This window comes from Enterobacter sp. CPE_E890 (assembly GCF_046521475.1).
GTDB classification, from domain to species: Bacteria; Pseudomonadota; Gammaproteobacteria; order Enterobacterales; family Enterobacteriaceae; genus Enterobacter; species Enterobacter adelaidei.
In genome coordinates this window covers 3842609-3860724 of sequence record NZ_JBKFZW010000001.1, presented here as the reverse complement: position 1 = coordinate 3860724, position 18116 = coordinate 3842609, and the positions used below count along the sequence as shown (strand labels likewise).

Here is an 18116-nt window from a genome sequence, read left to right as displayed (position 1 = left end):
CGGCGACGTCACGCTGACTGATTTTCATTTTTCCACTCCCGTCCGGTTGCTGCCTGCTGCTGCTGCATGCGGCTGTTGCTCAGCGCCTGTGCTTTTGGCGCGTCCATCACCAGCATTCCCTCTTTGAGCACCACCACCCGCTCTACCAGTTCCAGCACCGGTACGCGGTGCGTGGCGACAATCAGGGTGCGGTGCCCGAGCCAGTCCCCCAGACGCTGGATAAATTCCCGCTCGGTGTGCTCGTCCAGCGACGCGGTGGGTTCATCCATCAGCACAATATTCGGATCGCGCAGGAGCATCCGCGCCAGCAGAATCGACTGGCGTTGTCCGCCAGATAATCCCACGCCGTTTTCCATGATCGGGTAGTCCAGCCCCTTGGGCAGCTTCTGCACGAAGCCGGCCGCGCCGGTCAGCTCCAGCGCCTCGAAAATCTCTTCGTCGGTGGCGCGCGGCATGCCGAGGGTGATGTTTTCGCGCAGGGTGCCGTAAAACAACCGCGCGTTCTGGGTCATAAAGCCGACGTTGCGCCGGACGTCAGCGACGTCGAGATGCGGCAGGCTGAAGTTATCAAGCCGCAGCTCGCCGGCCGCCAGATCCATCCCCCCCGCCATGGCCTGCAGCAGGGTCGATTTGCCCGCGCCGTTGCGCCCGAGGATCGCCACTTTCTCACCCGGGCGGATCTCCAGCCGGTTAATGCGCAGCGCCATGCGCGGATCGTCCGGCTGATAGCGGAACTGCGCCTGCTCGAAGAGATAGTGACCGCGCAACACGTCCTGGCGGATCGGCGTCTCTTCGCGCTGATTTTCGGTGGGAAGCTGCATGATGCTGTCCAGCCCCTCTTTTGCCGCTTTAACCTGCTGCCAGCGGGCCAGCACGCCGCACAACGTCGCCATCGGGGCGATCATGCGGGAGGCCAGCATCGACGCGGCAACCACCGAACCGGTGGTCAGGGTGCCGTCGATCACCATCGGCGCACCGACCACAATCACGCCAGCGTAGACCAGGCTCTGAATCGTCATCCCCCAACTGATCAGGTTCTGCGTCAGTTCCCGGGTGCGCAGGCCGGATTCCGCAGTGATCTGGATATAACTGTTCCACTGCTGCAAAAAACGGTTTTCCGCCTGCATCAGCTTGATGTCCTCCAGCCCCTGCACGCTCTCTACCAGCACGGCATTGCGCAGGGTCGATTCATGGGCCGACTGTTTCGCCAGCTCCGCCAGCTTCTTCTGCAGCAGGAGGCCGGGCAGAACCATGATCACCGCCGCCACCGGCGCGATCCACGCCAGCTGCGGGGCGATGATCGCCAGCACCACCACAAACAGTAGGAAGAACGGCAGGTCGACAATCGTGGAAATGGTGGAGGAGGTCACCATCTCGCGGATCTGCTCCAGCTCGCGCAGCTGAGAGATAAAACTGCCGGTGGAGCGGGGGATCGCGCTGTTGCGCAGGCGCAGGGCGTGGCCGAATACGCGATCCGAAACGCGCATATCCGAGCGCTTGCCCAGCAGATCCATAATGTGTCCGCGCGCCACGCGCAGCACAAAGCCAAACAGCGTGGCGATCAACACCCCAATCGTCAGGACGTAAAGCGTCGGGTAGGACTGGGCGGGGATCACCCGGTCGTAGACCTGCATGGAAAAGACGATCCCGGAAAGCGACAGCACGTTGATAAACAGCGCGGCCAGCATCACCCAGCTGTAGGGGCGCAAGTCGCGCATCACCAGCCGGTAAAGCCAGTCCGGACGGTATTTTGAGATATACGCGTCCACGCGGCTGTCCTTCAGCGCGGCGAGTGGACGCAGGGCAATGACGTGGAGGATAGCGGGCAACATCGCCGTCATCGACAGCCGGTTGGTGTAGGTCTCGTCGTCGAAAAAGCTGACCTCCAGGGTATCTTCGCCGTTGAAATGCTCGATCACGCCGATCCTGCCGTCATTCATCGCCACCACCACCGGCAGACGCCAACTGTTGATAGCCTCCTGGCCGCCGGTAAGCAACTGAAACGATAGCCCCGCATCTCGTGCCAGTTGGGTGAGGGCGGGCACCATCGGTTTGCCTTTCAGCCACGGCGCACCCGCCAGCAGTGCGCCAGGAGAGCAGGCGACGCGGTAGCGCGTGGCGACAAAACCAAAGGCCTGTGCCCACTGGGCCAGCGCCTCATCCGTCATCGTTTCACCCTGCGGGATTTCGCGTTGCTTCATGGCTGGATCTCCACGGTCTGGATGGTGCGGTTATCAAGATCGAACGCGTGACGCAATTGCCCGGTGTTATAGAGGCAGTTGAGCTGCAGCTGGTGCAGCTGGCCAAGAGTCTGCTGCTGGGTGAACCGCGCCTGATAGACCTCCTGCTCGGCGTTGAGTACGTCAAGCAGCGGGCGTGAGCCGAGATCGAGATATTGCTGCTGGTACAGCTCGCGGGTGCGGGCGCTGAGGGCTTCCTGGCGGCCCTGGATTTGCAGCGTGCTTTGCAGGCTCATCACCTGGCTGCGGGCTTCCAGCAGTTTCTGGCGGACGTCAAGACGCGTGCGCTGAATGGTGGACTGCGCCGCTTCCACCGCGTGTCCGGCAGCGTTACGCCGGGCGGTGAGGCCGCCGCCCTGATAGAGCGGCATCTGCACCTTCACCCACGCGGAATATTGGGTACGATCCCGCGTTTCGCTCCCCGCATAGCGATCGTTCATATAATGGCGCACTTCTGGCTCCAGCGAGACAGTCGGCGTCATTTGCGCGTCGGCGTAGTCAAGGTTTGCCTGGGCGACGTTAGCCTGTGCCCAGGCTGCGAGTACTGCGGGAACCAGACGGTCGTCCGGCTCGGCGATATCGCAGCTCCGCCCCAGCTTTTGCGGAAAATCATTGCTGATATCGTTCAGGCTGTTCCAGCCGAGAAAACTCATCAGCGTGGCGCGGGCGCTGTCGAGGCTGGCCTGGTACTGCATCAACTGGGCGCGAGCGCCTTCAATACGCGCATCGGTCTGTACGACGTCAGAAAGCGACGTGGCCCCTTCGTCGTTACGCTGGCGGGTCAGTGTGCCAATGGAGGAGAGAGCCTCAAGCTGCTCTTTCGCGGTCTCAACCATCTGCTGCCAGGTTTGTACCTGCACCATGGCGACAGCGGTATCGTGGGCGATGGTGTCGATGCTGACCAGCACGTTGGCCTGCTGCTGGGCCACGCCAGCGCTCTCGGCGCGCACCTGACTTGCTACCTTGCCAAAATCGTAAAGCATTTGTGAGAGGGAGAGCACCATCGACGGCGTAAAGCCGTTCTGGTCGCCGTCATGGGAATAACCGTTGTCCACGCCGGCATTTATCTGCGGATAGTATTTTGATTTAGCAACGTCCACCTCTTCGCTCTGCTGGTAGAGTTTTCCCACGGCCTCGCTGATGGCCGGGTGCCAGGTGACGGCACGGTTGACGGCTTCGCCAAGCTGCAATGAGCCGGGCGCGGCTTTACCGGCCACAGGGGCCACGCGACCATTGAGTGAGGGGAGTTCCTGCGTTTCGCGGAGTTGTCCGGTATTGATTGTCGCCGCCGGGTTCGCGCTGAGAGCGGGCACAGATATCAGGCAGCACGAGAGCCACCAGTAAGGCATCTTCATTCCCATGTCATGTCCCTAATAAATATGTACAGCTTTATTATTTATGCCCGGGCGCTGTGCGCCCGGGTCATCTCTTGCAGGTGCTATCAGGTAATGATGTGTTGCTGGTTCACAAGCTCGTCGTAGGTGGTCTGAACGCCATCAAGCGTAACGAGCGTAGTATTAGTGTAGGTGCTCCCTGTACCATCACGGTCGATGGAGATCACGGTATTGCCATTACTATTAGTGACATGGAGATAATTTCCGAGCGTTGAGGCGCTACCGTTCCAGCCCACCAGCAGATCGCCGATGTCGATTTTGTCCCCCTGCGCCAGCGAGAAGCCGGTCCAGTGGTCGCCCACGGTGCTGCTGACGTTCCCACCTGTGGCATTCCCCACCGTATTGTTCAGCACCTGGTAAATCAGCGTGTCGCCGTAGGCGGTGCCGGTGATGACGTCGTTATGTTCAGAGCTGATGAACTGCGGTGCCATGTTGATGGTCAGCGTGGCGCTGTCCGTTCTCCCGGTAGAGTCGGTCAGGGTGTAGTTGAAGGTCTCCTTCGACGTCATGGATGAGAGCGATACACCGCTGTTGAGGGTATAGGTGTAATGGCCGTCAGCGCCGATCGCCAGGACGCCGTAATGGCCGGTGATATTTACCGTGGCGCTGCCGGTATACGGATCCAGCGTGGTGGTCACGCCGTTGTAGCCGGTCACGCTCAGGCGGGTATCCACCGAGTGCAGCTGGTCCATCACGCCGCCGGAATCGGTGCCGTCAAAGATATTGCCGTTGACGGTGTGGGTGCCTGTCGCGTCGAACTGTGACAGAGAGTAGCTGGTGCCGGTGACGCTTGGGGTGATAGTGATGGTTCCTATTCCTAGTGCACCCACGCTACCGGTATAACTCAGGGTGTAAGTGCCTGCGTTCAGGTCAAGACCTGTTAAAGGGACATCCGCATTACCGCCCAGCAATATTCCGCCGTTAAATGAACCGGTACGGATCGTTGTTCCGTCCAGAGACAACGTCCAGTTAACCGTCAATCCTCCCAGCGACAGGAGCGAGGCTACGTTGAAATGCAGAACGGCATTGTGCAGGGCGGTGTTCGGATCCACCACAAAGGTACCGCTGCCACTTCCCGATGAGGGCAGCGCAAGCGTGGTCCAGCTTGCGCTTCCTACGGTCGTATCTGAATAGGCGGTTGTGTGGTGCACTGACGTCACATCCATCGTGGCGCTGACATCGTTGACCGCATCCATCGCCTGAGCGGTTGGGGTGATGTTAAGCGATGCCGTATCCTTCGAGCCGTCAGGCGCGGTCACGGTGTAGACGAAGGTATCAGGCGTGCTGATATGGTCTGCACCCACACCGGCTCTCAGGGTATAGGTGTACTGGCCGGACGAATTAATAGTCAGCGTGCCGTATTCACCCTGAATGGTGGTCAGGCCGCTGCTGTTGACCGCCACGCCGTTCACTTCCGTGACCACCGTGCCTGCCGGCACAGGGTCATTCGCCAGCACGTCGCCCGTGGTCGTTTCACTGATACTTGCCACGCTGTAAACGTGATCCTGCAGGACGCTCAGCGTGTAGCCTGTCAGAACGGCGATCCCGGATGCGGTATTCAGCAGGAACAGATACTCCCCGGCGGGCAGGTTCAGCGTCAATTGCTGCGAGGTACCGCCCAACAGCGGGGCGCGCAGCCAGCCTGGCTCAACGCGGACCTGCTCGAAGGTCTGGGTCGCGTTGTTGAACTTATAGACATACAGATCGAACACCGATGCCAGGGCTACGCCACCCACGGAGGCCTGAATGGTCATGGTGCGGGTGGTGCCTTCCTCCACGTTATAGATGATGGGGTTGGTCATATCATCCAGCAGGTTAAGCCCCAGCGTACTGCCGAGATTCACCCCCACCACCGTAAAACCACCCTGCGATGAAGCGCCGTTATTGATTTCACTTACGGTAGTGTCAAAGGTCAGCGAGGCAGTGTCGTCCACCGCCACAATACCGTTGACGACGGTACCGGCACCCAGGGACAGCACCAGGTTCGCCGACGCGCTGGCACCGTTATGGGTGATGGTGTAGGTGAAACTCTCCGTCCGGCCAATGACCGCGGCGCTGGTGTCGGTCAGATTGTAGGTGTAACTGCCGTCGCGGTTAACGGTCAGCGTACCGTATTTGCCCTGGATCACGGTGCCGTCGGCGTTAATGCTGGTGGTGACACCCAGCGCGTTGGTGACTGCGGAGACCGTGGTCCCGGCCGGGGCGTTGTCGCTGCCAGCGGTTGGGTCTGTATCGAGGATCACGTTCCCGTTCAGGCTGGTCTCACCCGTGACCGTACCCGGGCCGGTCTCTTTCACCGCGACATCCAGACTGGTGTAAGAGCCGGTTGCCAGCAGGTTGGTGTTATAGCTGAGGACACGATAGTTGCCGTCAGCCAGCCCGCTCAGGTTCAGTGATACGCCGGTGGCCCCGAGGGTCAACAGATCGGCAAACTGCGGTTGTCCGGTGTCGACGACGGTGGTCCAGGTGCTGCCGTTCCAGTGTTGCACCACCAGCTCAAGAGTGTTGAGCAGAGAGAGTACCGCGCCCGTAGCGTTGGCATTCACCACGATATCTGCGCTGCCGCCGCTGACTACGGTGAAGTTCACCTGGGCGGTGTCATTCCCCAGCAGCGTCAGGACGTTGCCCACTGCGCCAACCAGCAGGAAGCCGTAATCGCTGTACTGAGTATTAGTGACGGTTGCCGTGGTACTGAGGTTCAGCTCTTCGACGTTATTGCTGGCGGAGAGCGGCAGCACCGGTGCAAGAGCCGAACCAGACAGCGAGGTGTTGCCTGCCGCGTCGGTGGCGGTGATCTGCAGCGTCTGGCCTTCGATCTGTTTGTTAACAAAGGTATAGCTGTATGTACCGTTGCTGCCCGCAATGGTGGTCACCGTCGAGCCATCCGCAAGGCGGATACTGACGGTGCTGCCGGCTTCCGCACTCCCGGTCAGGATGCTACCGTCGGCGTTGAAGGTTCCGGTCGGCGCCGTGGGGGCGGTCGTATCGACGATTATCGTCGTCACGGCTGACGCCACGCTGGTGTTGCCCGCCGCATCGGTAGCCGTGGCGGTGAAGTTATGCGTACCCTCCGTCAGCGTGGTGGTGGTTTGCGGCAGGGTCCAGTTACCGCTTCCATCGGCGGTCACCGTGCCCACCAGCGTGATGCCATCGTAGATCCGAACCGTGGCATTCGCTTCGGCAGTCCCGGTCAGCGTTGGACGCGTGTCGTTGGTCGGATTCGTACCGGTCACCGGACCGGTAACGCTGCCGACATCATCAATCACTGAACTGATGACCGGCGCACCTGGCGCAGCGGTATCGACGTTAATCACATACCCGGCGGTTGGCGCGCTGGCGTTGCCCACCGCATCCGTGGCGGTAAAGGTCAGCGTGTGTGCACCGTTGCTCAGCGCCGGAGATGGCGTATAGCTCCACGCCCCGCCGGTCGCCGTCACGCTGCCGATCTGTACGCCGTTATCAAAGATTTTCACCGTCGATCCGGCTTCCGCCGTGCCGGTGATAGTTGGCTGGGCATCGTTGGTGAACCCACCGTTAGCAACCGGCGTCGCCGCATTGCCCACGTCATCCAGGATACTGGTCAGCACTGGCAGAGCAGGCGGCGTGGTGTCAATTGTCAGGCTGAAGCTTGTTGAGGATACGCTGGTGTTGCCAGCCGCATCCGTGGCCTGGGCGGTGAAGCTGTGCGGACCGGTTGTCAACGTGGTGGTGAGCAGGATGCTCCAGCTGCCGCTGGCATCCGCGGTGCCTGTTCCGACAAGCGTCGTGCCTTCGTAGATTTTCACGGTGGCAAACGGTTCGCTGGTTCCGACAAGCCGCGGTACGGTATCGTCGGTGGTTTGTCCGGACGTGAGCGGGCCGGTGACAGTGCCCACGTCGTCTATCGCCTGGCTGATAACCGGCGCGTTTGGCGCGAGGGTATCAACAATCAACGTAAAGCCAGGTGAAGGCAGGCTGATGTTGCCCGCCGCATCGGTGACGGTGGCGGTCCAGGTATGGCTTCCGTTGACCAGTGGCGTTGACGGCGTAAAGCTCCACGCGCCGCTTCCGTCCGCCTGCGCGGTGCCAACCGGCTGCCCGTTTTCATAAACGGTCACCGTGGCGTTGGCGGTCGCAGTGCCGTTCAGCGTCGGCGTGGTGTCGTCGGTGCTCTGCCCGGAAGAGAGCGGAGTTTGTATGCTTCCCACGTTGTCTGCCGCGGTCGAAATGACCGGCGCAGACGGCACGACCGTATCCACGGTCAGGTTAAACGGTGCCGTCGTGCTGCCAGTGTTGCCTGCCGTGTCGGTCGCGTTGAAGGTGATAGCATGTGGCCCATCGCTCAAATCGGCACCTGGGGTAAAGGTCCAGTTGCCCTGAGCATTCACCACAGCGGTGCCAACTTCGTTGCCGTCGACAATGATATGAACCGTGGCACCCACTTCGCCCGTGCCGTTGATGGTCGGGCGTGCGTCGTTGGTGCTGCTGCCCGTCGTGAGCGTACCGGTGACCGGACCGACATCGTCGATGACGCTGGTAAGCACTGGCGCAGCGGGTCCTGTGGTATCCACAGTAAAGGTGAAGACCGAGGAATTAGCCGAGGCGTTGCCTGCCACATCCGTTGCATAAGCGCGAAGGGCGTAGCTGCCATCGACTAGCGGCGTACTCGGGGTAAAGGACCAGTTCCCGTTTCCATCAACGGTAGCCAGGCCAATCGGCGTACCGTTATTCATGATGTGGATGGTGCTGCCCGTCTGTCCGGTACCGCTAATCGTCGGCGTGTTGTCGTTGGTGATCTGCCCACTGGTAAGGTCGCCCGTGACGCCGCCCGGGACGTTGTCATTCACCGTATCCAGCGTGGGAACCGTCGGTGCTGTCAGGTCAACCACCACGCTCCAGGTGTTTGATACCTGGCTGACGTTGCCCAGCGGATCGGTCGCCCGAACGGTAAAGCTGTGCGAGCCTTCGCCGAGCGCGGTGTCAGGAGTGAAGGTCCAGGCGCCAGCGCTATCAGCCGTAACCACGGCAATCTGCGTGCCACCGTCGAAAATCGTCACCACGCTGTTTGCTTCTGCGGTTCCTGAAAGGGTTGGCGTGGCGTCGTTAGTGGGGTCGCCGCTGATCACGGTAGTGGCGGTATTGCCAACGTTGTCCGTAACATTAGTGATGACCGGCGTGGTGGAAACCGTATCCACCACAACGGTGAAGCCCGCCGAAGGCGCGCTCTGATTCCCGGCCGGATCGGTCTCGCGGATGGTCAGGACGTTATTCCCCTCCGCCAGGGGCGACGTTGTATAGCTCCAGGTTCCCGTATTGCCAACCACTACGCTGCCCAGCAGCGTTCCGTTGCTGTAGATGGAGATGGTGTCTCCCACAGCACCCGTACCGGTCAGCGTCGGCTGATTGTCGTTGGTGGTCTGACCGTTGGTCAGCGGGCCCGTGCCGGGACCCACATCGTCAAGTACCGAGCCAATGGTGGGGGTACCTGGCGCAGTGAGGTCGACGGTTACGGCGGCGGCCGGAGAGCGACCGCTTGTCAGGCCATTGAGGGTCGCGGTTACCTCAAAGGTATGCAGCCCTTCGTCCAGCGCGGGCGGCGTATAGCTCCAGTTTCCGCTGCCGTCTGCGGTGACCGTCGACACGGGCGTCACGCTACCGTCCAGGTAGATGGTAATCAGGCTGCCGGCTTCGGCCGTGCCGGTAAGCGTTGGCGTGGTGTCGTTGGTGGTTTTGTCTTTCACGTCGCCGGTGACAGGGGCAACGTCATCGTTGATCGCCGTAATAACCGGTACCTGAGGCAAATCGAGCGGTGAATCGGTGACGATAAACGTCGCGCCAGGGCTGCTGTTACCTGCGGCATCGGTGGCGGTTACGGTCAGCGTGGCAGGATCCAGTTGCGCGGGGCTCAGCGCAATAGAGAAGCTGCCATCGCCTGCAACAACGCCGGTACCAATGACCACACTACCGTCTTTCACGGTAATGATGCTTCCCGCCTCACCGGTACCGGTCAGCGGTGTCCCTTCTGTTGCCAGATTCATATTGCTCGGGTTTGGCGGTGCGACAGTATCCACGGTGACGCTGAGTGGTGCTGAATTTCCGGAGAGATTACCTGCCGGATCGCTGGAAGAAACGGTGAAGGTGTGCTGGCCGTCGGACAGCGTGCTCCCGGCGGTCCAGCTCCAGCTGCCATCCGGCTGTATGGTTACTGGCACCCCCGACGGAGTACCATCGACGGAGACAATAACGGTGGTTCCCTGTTCGCTGGTCCCGGTGAGGGTCGGCGTACCGTCATTGGTGTAGAGCACGCTGCCTGAAAGAGAGCTGGGGGTGATGGCATCTATCAGCGGTATTTCAGGTGCAGTGGTATCCACCGTGACGTCAAAGACCGGGCTAAGGGCGCTAACGTTACCTGCCGCGTCAACACCCGCAACGGTGATATGCAGCGGACCGTCGTTTTGTGTCGGTAGCGTCAGGGTCCATTCACCATTCGCGACGACGACACGTCCTACCTCCACGCCGTTGTTGTAGACGATTACCGTCTCACCGTTGACGCCGGTTCCGCCGACCAGTGGTGTTGCATCCGTGGTATAGCCACCATCCAGCGCGCCGCCCACGGCACCAATCACCGGCGTAGCCGGCGCTATGGTATCCACCGTGATCGTTATCCCCGGCGAGGAGCCAGAGACGTTGCCCGCTTCGTCGGTGGCGGTTGCGGTGTATTCGTGGTTCCCCTCAGCGATATTACTGCCAGGGCGCCAGCTCCAGTTGCCGTTGCTGTCTACCGTGGCGGTGCCGACGACTGACGCCGCGCCGCCATTTACGCTGTCATAAATGGTGATAACGTCGTTTGCCGTTCCGGTACCGCTCAGAACCGGACGGGGATCGTTGGTCGTTCCGCCATCGGCAACTGGTCCGGTTATCTGGGTGACGCTGTCGGTGACGATCGGTGGCGCAGGCGTAGCCGGCGGGTCTGTATCAATGGTGATGGTGACCGGCTGGGAAGGTGCGCTCTCATTACCTGTACCGTCCATGTTGGTGACGGTAAGGGTAATGTCATAGGTTCCACTGGGCAGCGGGTCTGGCGGCGTCCAGCTCCAGTTACCGTTGCCGTCTACCACGGTATCACCAATTTTGTCGCCGCCATTGTAGATGGTCACGGTATCGCCCGCCGTGCCGGTACCGCTCAGGGTTGGCGTGGTATCGCGAGTGATTTCGCCCGGGTTCAGCGGCGTTTGTACTGCGCCGCCGTCAGGGTTGACGGTGATGGCCGGGGTATCCGGTGTGGCAGGTGCCACGGTATCTACCGTCAGTACAAACGGACTGGAGACGGTGGTATTACCTGCGGCATCCGTGGCGTGAACGGTCAGCGAATGTGGACCATCGGTGAGTGGGGTAATGGGGGTAAAACTCCAGCCACCATTGCCGTCGAGGATAGCGGTGCCGAGCAGGGTTGTGCCGTCATAGATGGTGATCGTTGCTCCAGAAGGGGCACTACCTTGCAGCAGCGGCTGGGTGTCATCCGTGGTATCCCCGTTGCTGAGTGGGCCTTTAATACTGCCGACGTCATCGGTCACGCTGGCGATGGTCGCTGCCAGAGGGGGAGTGGTGTCGACAGTAAAGGTGAAGCCGTCTGAGGCGAGACTGGTGTTACCCGCAGCGTCGGTTGCGACGACGGTAAAGGTATGCGCGCCGTTACCGAGCGGTGTGGTTGGGGTAAAGGTCCACGCACCGTTGCTGTCCGCCACTACTGTGTCAACATCTGCACCATCCAGACGGATGGTGACCTTCGAGCCCGGTTCAGCGGTGCCGTTGAGCGTCGGCGTGGTGTCGTTGGTGCTGTCGTTAGCGTTGAGCGCACCGAGACGCTCGGGCACATCATCTATCACCTGGGTAATCACCGGAGCCGCAGGCGCGACGCTGTCAATCGTCAGAGTCCAGGTGTTGGAGACATCGCTTGAGTTACCTGCCGCGTCGGTTGCAACAGCGGTCAGAGCGTGAGGCCCCTCACCGATTGGCGAGGACGGCGTAAAGATCCATACGCCGAGGCCATTGGCAACGGTTGTACCGATAGCCACACCGTCCACGCGGAGGGTGACCGTTGCGTTTGCTTCGGCGGTACCGCTGAGCGTTGGGGTCGTGTCATTGGTGGTGGCATTTTGGCCGAGCGAGCCAACAATTCCCCCGGGCACATCGTCCACGACCTGGGAAATCACCGGGGCTGCAGGTGCCGTCCCATCGACGTTAATTGTCCAGGAGGCAGATATTCCGCTCTGGTTACCGGCGGGATCCGTCGCCTTTGCCGTGAGCACGTAAGTGCCATCGACCAGCGGTGAAGGTGGGGTAAAGCTCCACAGGCCGGATTGTGGAACAACCACCGTGCCGAGGACATCGCTGCCGTTAGAAATCGTAATGGTCGAGCCCGCCTCGCCCGTACCGTTAATGGTTGGGGCCCGGTCATTGGTCAGTCCATTCGGGCCCACGGGGCCGGTGGTGGCCTGTACGTCATCAATCACCGATACGATGATCGGGATCTGCGGCGGGGTAATGTCCGGTGCCGCCGCGGAGGTGGTTGGACTGGTGTTGCCTGCCGTGTCGGTGGCGTCAGCGGTCAGGATTTCGCCGTTGAGCTTCGGTGGGTTCAGCGTCACGCTAAAGTTACCCTGACTATCGGCAACAACTGGAGTGCCAACGAGTGCGCCGCCTTCACGGATGGTCACCGTGCTGCCCGGCTCTGCGGTACCGCTGATGGTGCCGCCATCATTTGATACCACGAGATTTCCAGGAGCAGACGGCGGGGTGGTATCTACGGTGAAGGTGACAGGCGCGGATGCCGTGCTCTGGTTTCCGGCGGCATCGGTTTCAGTGACGGTGATGGAGTGCGTTCCTTCCGGGAGCGGTCCATTGGGTGTGATGCTCCAGGTACCGTTGGGGAGCACCGTCGTGGTGCCAATGACCACGCCGTTATCGTAAATGGTGATGGTTCCACCGGGCTCCCCTGTTCCTGCCAGGAGCGGCTGCGTCGCATCGGTCAGCGTGCCCGAAGTGATAGCTCCTCTGACAGACCCCGTGTCGTCGGTCAGCAGAATCGCGGTCGGTGTAGTCGGAGGCGTCAGATCGACTGTGAGGGTGAAAACCGGTGAGGCGGGTCCGGTATTGCCCGCGGCGTCGGTTGCACGGACGGTAATCTGGTGGGTGCTTTCGCTCAGGTCGACTGACGGGGTGAATGTCCATGTACCGTTGCTGGCGACGACCGCCGTGCCAATGGCGATACCGCCGTCATAAATCGTCACGGTGGAGCCGGGTTCGGCGGTGCCGGTGAGCTGCGGCCGCTGATCGTTAGTGCTGCCGCCGTTGGTTACCGCCCCCGTCTGAGGAGCTATATCGTCGATCACGCTGCCGATCGTTGGCGCATCAGGTGCGGTGAGATCCGGTGCGGTCACATTTGTGCCCTGACTGGTATTCCCGGCGCTGTCCGTTGCGGTGGCTGTTACCTGCTCGCCGTTGGTCAGCGGTGTTCCGAGGGTGACGGTAAACGAGCCGTCACTGCCGGTTTTACCTGTGCCAACCACATTGCCATTAGTATCTTTCAGGGTGATTGTACTGCCGGGTTCTGCGGTACCGGTGACGGTTTTACCGTCTGATGAGAACTGGAGACTGGAAGGCGCATTCGGCGGCGTCGTATCCGGGTCGGCTGGATCGGTCGGGTCCGTCGGGTCAGTGGGCGTGGTGGGGTCAGTACTGCTGTTATGATCACTGCCGCCACCTCCACCACCGCTGCCGCTTGCCGCCGCTGCGATGCCACCTGCTGCGACAATGCCGCCCAGTGCCCATGGCCAGATGGCGGCACCACCGGCATCACTCCCTGATGCGGCAAGCAACACGTCCGTGGAGGCTATGGATTCATACGAGGCGGCCCCGGTAGGGTCTTCAATCCACCATAGTGCGCCATTGCTGTCCTGCAGAACCAGCTGGCTTGCTCCCTGCGCGTCAGTGACGTAGAAATTTTTAAGGGTGATCACCTCGCCGGAATGCAGCGTCACCAGCAGATCGTTTCCACTGCGCGCGAAGTGGGAGACATCGGCCCGCTCTACATGAAGTTCAACAATAGAGGAATGGCTCAGCGTAACCTGTGTGCCTTCCGTGGTCGTTTCCACGCCAGTAAGTTTCGATATAACAGAGATTTGGCTCATTTAGTTATTACTCCAGCAGGTGTGTCATGAACGGCGAGTAAGACGAGCCATCTCTGCAGAAGGTAAAGGGCGCCCCCGGCGCAGTCGCTGTTATACGCAGCACTGACCGTTGTTTTTAGCGCGCACGATGCCCGCCAGTATTCAGAGTGGCAACATCAGAGCGAATCTAATGACTTATAAAACAGAACCGTTTTTATGGGTGTTTAGTGTCTTATATAACCCTGTAATTAATAGAGGAATTATTTTTGAGATATAAAAATGATATAGACAGAAAACACGGGTTGTGCAACTTTGGCTTTTGTAAATAAAGGTCGAAACAATAACGTGGCATTTATATATTGGGGTTTCCAATGATTTAATTTATGTAAATATTTGTTTTTGATGGTTATTTTTTTTGCTGTGCAATGTTGTTTTTAATGAGATTTATACAGTGCGATAATTGGTAGGGAATGTTTTTAATATAATGAAAAACGTGGTTGTTTAAGTGTGCTTAATATTCATTTAAGTTAGGGTAACATTTTTGATGTAAGATATATTATGTCGCTTGAAGGATAAAATATATTGTTGTGCGGAGTTAAAATTCTGCTATCACCCGCAAACAATAACATTAAGTTAAGGGTGAAATAAGCTTATTCATTGTCATGAGTCCGACGACATCAGCATGATTTTGGACAGCAAAAAACTCGCGGGGAGAATGAATAAAAATCGTGAGTCGGGCGTTTACTGACGTCACCCCCTTCTTACCCTGGAGCTTTATATGAACACGACCTCTCTTCGTTTGATCCCGGTACTGATTTTTACCCTGCTGTCCCCACTGGCGCTGGCAATGGGCAATAATAGTACCGAGAGCAAAACGCCTGACTGCCCATCAGGGCAGGTGTATGACAGTGCAACCCAGAAATGTGTACCCGACAAGAGCAGCAGCCTGAGCGATCAGGACAAAACCAACTATGCGTACCATCTTGCTAAGAAAGGGGAGTATCAGGCGGCGCTGAATCTCCTTGATTCGCTGAAAAATGGCAATACGGCTGAAGCGTGGAACTATCGCGGTTATGCCACACGCAAACTGGGACGTACAGATGAGGGTATTGGTTATTACCAGCGTGCGCTGGCGATCGCCCCGGATTATGCCAAAGCCCGTGAATACCTGGGTGAGGCATGGATGGTCAAGGGACGGCCTGACCTCGCGAAAGAACAGTTGAAGGTAATAGCAGGCATATGTGGCCAGTCCTGCGAGGAGTACCGCGATCTGCAGGCTGCCATCAACGGACAGCCGGAATCCTGAGTTTCTCGTGGAGGGAAAACCCATCGCTACCAGTGAGGTTCGTCAACAGTTAGCGGCACACCTGGCGCGTCTCTGGCGCTATGGGCTGGTGTTGTCGCGCAACAGGGATATCGCCGAAGAGCTGGTTCAGTCCACCTGCGTGCGTGCGCTCGAAAGGAGTAACCAGTATATGCCTGGCACGCGCATCGACAGGTGGCTGTTTGCGATATTGCACTCCATCTGGATCTCCGAGCTTCGGGCACGACATGTCCGCCAGGGGCAGGGATTTGTCGCCAGCGACGAACTTCTGGCACCAGACACTCGTGAGCAGGATGAAACGCGCCTGCATTATCTGAAGGTGATGCAGCGCGTCAATGCGTTACCTGAAGCCCAGCGCAACACGGTTTTTTTGGTTTATGTCGAAGGTTTTACCTATCAGGAGGCAGCGGATACCCTGGCGGTGCCGATTGGTACTGTAATGAGCCGACTGGCGACGGCGCGGGCAACGCTTGCGAAGTCTGCCGAGGCAATGCCTCCGGTAAAGGAGAAGCGCTCTTGAATTCGCACCGTTTTACACCGCCTTATAACGACGATGCTATCGTGGCATGGATAGATGGCGAGATGTGCCGTGCAGACGCACAACACTTTGAAGAACAGCTGAGAAGTGATGAACACCTCTCCGGGCGAACCGCTGAGCTAATGAAAAGCAATCAGGACTACTCCGGGGCGTTTGCTTCCCTGCTGGATGACGCTCCCCTTGAGAAGATGCAGGCGCGTCTGGCGGCACTTCCCGAACCACATTCTTCCTCTCCGGCGGGCGTAAGCAGACGCGCACTGATTGCTGCGTCGGTCAGTTTTTTGATGGTCGGTTCCGGGCTGGGGTATCTGTTGCGGCCAGCCTCCGCCCCTGATGATGAAAACGCCCATATTCGTGACCTCGAAGCGCAATACATGTCTTTGTATAGCGTAGAAACACTGCTGGATATGGACAGCGCACCGCCTGTTCTGCAACGCGGCCTGGAACGGGCCGCACAGGATATCGGCATGAAATTGCAGATGTCGCAGCTTATTCTGCAGGGTGCAGAACTCAAAATGGTGCGCATGCTGCGCTATGAAACCACCTCTATCGCGCAGATTGCCTGGATCAACGCCGACTACGGCCCGATGGCGCTCTGTATCTCTCCTGTTGATGAGAAGACGACGGCTTCTCTTCAACAGGAGCAGCGGCACAGTATGAACCTGGCGTGGTGGCAGGATGCGGGCTATCAGTTTGTCCTGATAGGCCGAAACCCGCCGTCTCACTTGCAGAGCAACGCAGAACAGCTGCAACGCCTGATCTCAGGATGAGGGGATTGTGTTCGTCTGAATCGCAATAGCGATGGCAATACGATCGTCAACGACCAGAGCAAATTTATCCATCCCGTAGGACGCGCGCGAAATCGCTGTGGTGGCATTCAGCGTGAGGGCTTGCGCATGCGGGTCTTCCACAACGGCTTCCAGAATCACCGGGCGGGCAATATTTCGCACGGTTAGCGTGCCGAACACTCTGAATCGTCCTGCGCCCTGGGCGACCACGCGAGAGCTGACAAACTCAATCGTCGGATAGCGCTCAGATTCAAAAAACATATCGCTTTTTAGCTGCCAGGTGAGCAGGCTGTTTGAGGCCACCAGGGTCGCAACGGGAATAGTGACGTGAATATAGTCATCGACATCGTTACTCGGGTTAAGCGTCACGGCACCCGTCACGCCACTGAATGTCGCCCAGGAAAGGATACCGCCGAAAGCATGCCAGGATAGCCGAATGGCGGTGTTATTGGTGTCGATGATGTAGCTCTGCGGGACGGCTAGCGCCCACGGGCAGACCAAAACAAGCAATATAATCAGGCGTCGTAGCATCTCAGGATCTCTTTTGGGGGCGCTGGGAGTAAACGCGTCACACCAGGGATCTATTCGGCATTTATGCGTCGGGATTTTTAATGATATCAACCGAGATTTCGACGGCGGTAACCTGTCCACGGTTTTCCAGCCAGTGAACCGTATTGTGATCCTCCGGCCAGCCGACACCGGGACCGTAATCGGTGGCGATCCCGTTACGATAGTCGGTGATCGTCCCCTCCAGGATAAACACGGTACCGGGGCGATCGATATGATCATGCACCGGACCAAAGACCGCGCCGGGAGCGAGTGTCACCCTGCGCATGCGAAGTTGTCGCCCGTCCATGCCAGCGATCTCCGGGCCCAGATCGACGATGGAGAGTAGTTCAACGGTGACGCCCTGGGTTTCTGGTGCGATTTCTTTGTGGCTCATGATGATGCCCCCCTGTGACAAGTTTAGTCTTCAGGAAGCAAAGTAGGTGGGAATAAAAAAGGCCGCGTTTGCGGCCTTTCGAAGGGGTTATTCAGTGACTTTCTTTTCCAGCTCGCTGGCACCTTCTTTGGTTTTGTTCCAGCCCTTCTCAGCACCTTCTTTAGTGGCATCCCACCCTTTCTCGGTACCTTCTTTGGTTTTATGCCAGGCTTTCTGGGAATCTTCGCTGACCTTGCTGCCAAAGCTCTCGCTTTTACCTTCCGCAGCATGCTTTTGTTTCAGCTTCAGCTCTTCACCTTTGTTCTGCTCTTCGTGCAGTTTTTGCTTCGCCTCGTTGGCGTTTGCGTTCGCCGCAGCGACGGTATCGTCAGTTGCATGTGTGGTCGCAGCAAATACTGGGGACGCCAGCAGAACGGCAGATAATGCGATAATTGTTTTTTTCATAATATCCTCATTTAACGTTATCGGTTATGAGCGTGATTCAGCATGGCACAGACGAAGCGGGGTGGCTTTAGGAAAAAACTGTAATGAGATCAACGTACCCTGACGTGGAGTATTTCGCATGAGGATTATCCAAAGGATAAAACACCTATTTCAGCGAGGGCGGCGAGGGTCAGGAGAATGAATATTATGACGGTTATGGGTCTGTACATATCGGGGTTCCTTCCGGGTTGGAGTGGCTAATCCGTAGCGCTGGGTTTGCTTTTTAATTTTTCATAGGGGAAGGGCGGTATCGTTGAT

At 58.6% G+C, this 18116-nt stretch carries 9 protein-coding genes; 3 read left to right on the top strand and 6 right to left on the bottom strand.

All coding sequences use genetic code 11. The annotated features are described in order from the left end of the window. Nucleotides 1-8: 8 nt before the first annotated feature. The 3 genes from ACLHV9_RS19085 to ACLHV9_RS19075 all read right to left on the bottom strand — a co-directional run bounded on the left by ACLHV9_RS19085 (nt 9) and on the right by ACLHV9_RS19075 (nt 13803). Complete coding sequence (locus ACLHV9_RS19085) at nt 9-2201, bottom strand: type I secretion system permease/ATPase (protein WP_407220979.1); 2193 nt, start codon at nt 2199-2201, stop codon at nt 9-11. Beyond that, complete coding sequence (locus tag ACLHV9_RS19080; protein WP_049006077.1) at nt 2198-3601, bottom strand: TolC family outer membrane protein; 1404 nt, start codon at nt 3599-3601, stop codon at nt 2198-2200. The genes ACLHV9_RS19085 and ACLHV9_RS19080 overlap by 4 nt, the downstream gene beginning before the upstream one ends. A gap of 80 nt (nt 3602-3681) precedes the next feature. Continuing rightward, entirely contained in the window at nt 3682-13803 is a 10122-nt protein-coding gene (locus ACLHV9_RS19075) for a BapA/Bap/LapF family large adhesin (RefSeq protein WP_407220978.1), read from the bottom strand. Nucleotides 13804-14560: 757 nt separating this feature from the next. On the opposite strand from ACLHV9_RS19075, the gene ACLHV9_RS19070 reads away from it, so the two are divergent. The 3 genes from ACLHV9_RS19070 to ACLHV9_RS19060 are packed head-to-tail and all read left to right on the top strand — an operon-like array spanning nt 14561 to nt 16414. Further along, nucleotides 14561-15088: a tetratricopeptide repeat protein gene (locus tag ACLHV9_RS19070; RefSeq protein WP_028016767.1), complete on the top strand. Its 528-nt coding sequence runs from the start codon at nt 14561-14563 to the stop codon at nt 15086-15088. Nucleotides 15089-15095: 7 nt separating this feature from the next. Continuing rightward, nucleotides 15096-15626 (top strand): sigma-70 family RNA polymerase sigma factor, encoded by a 531-nt coding sequence (locus ACLHV9_RS19065; protein WP_407220977.1) that lies wholly within the window; start codon nt 15096-15098, stop codon nt 15624-15626. Next, nucleotides 15623-16414 carry an anti-sigma factor family protein gene (locus ACLHV9_RS19060; protein ID WP_407220976.1) on the top strand — a complete coding sequence of 264 codons (792 nt, stop codon included), beginning with the start codon at nt 15623-15625 and terminating at the stop codon, nt 16412-16414. The genes ACLHV9_RS19065 and ACLHV9_RS19060 overlap by 4 nt, the downstream gene beginning before the upstream one ends. Here ACLHV9_RS19060 and ACLHV9_RS19055 read toward each other — a convergent pair. The 3 genes from ACLHV9_RS19055 to ACLHV9_RS19045 all read right to left on the bottom strand — a co-directional run bounded on the left by ACLHV9_RS19055 (nt 16406) and on the right by ACLHV9_RS19045 (nt 17819). After that, nucleotides 16406-16963 carry a YceI family protein gene (locus ACLHV9_RS19055; RefSeq protein ID WP_407220975.1) on the bottom strand — a complete coding sequence of 186 codons (558 nt, stop codon included), beginning with the start codon at nt 16961-16963 and terminating at the stop codon, nt 16406-16408. The genes ACLHV9_RS19060 and ACLHV9_RS19055 overlap by 9 nt on opposite strands. A gap of 61 nt (nt 16964-17024) precedes the next feature. Beyond that, entirely contained in the window at nt 17025-17375 is a 351-nt protein-coding gene (locus tag ACLHV9_RS19050; RefSeq protein ID WP_407220974.1) for a cupin domain-containing protein, read from the bottom strand. Nucleotides 17376-17462: 87 nt separating this feature from the next. Further along, on the bottom strand, nt 17463-17819 hold the full coding sequence (locus ACLHV9_RS19045) for a hypothetical protein (protein ID WP_008502540.1): 357 nt from the start codon (nt 17817-17819) through the stop codon (nt 17463-17465). Between the last annotated feature and the right edge of the window lie 297 nt (nt 17820-18116).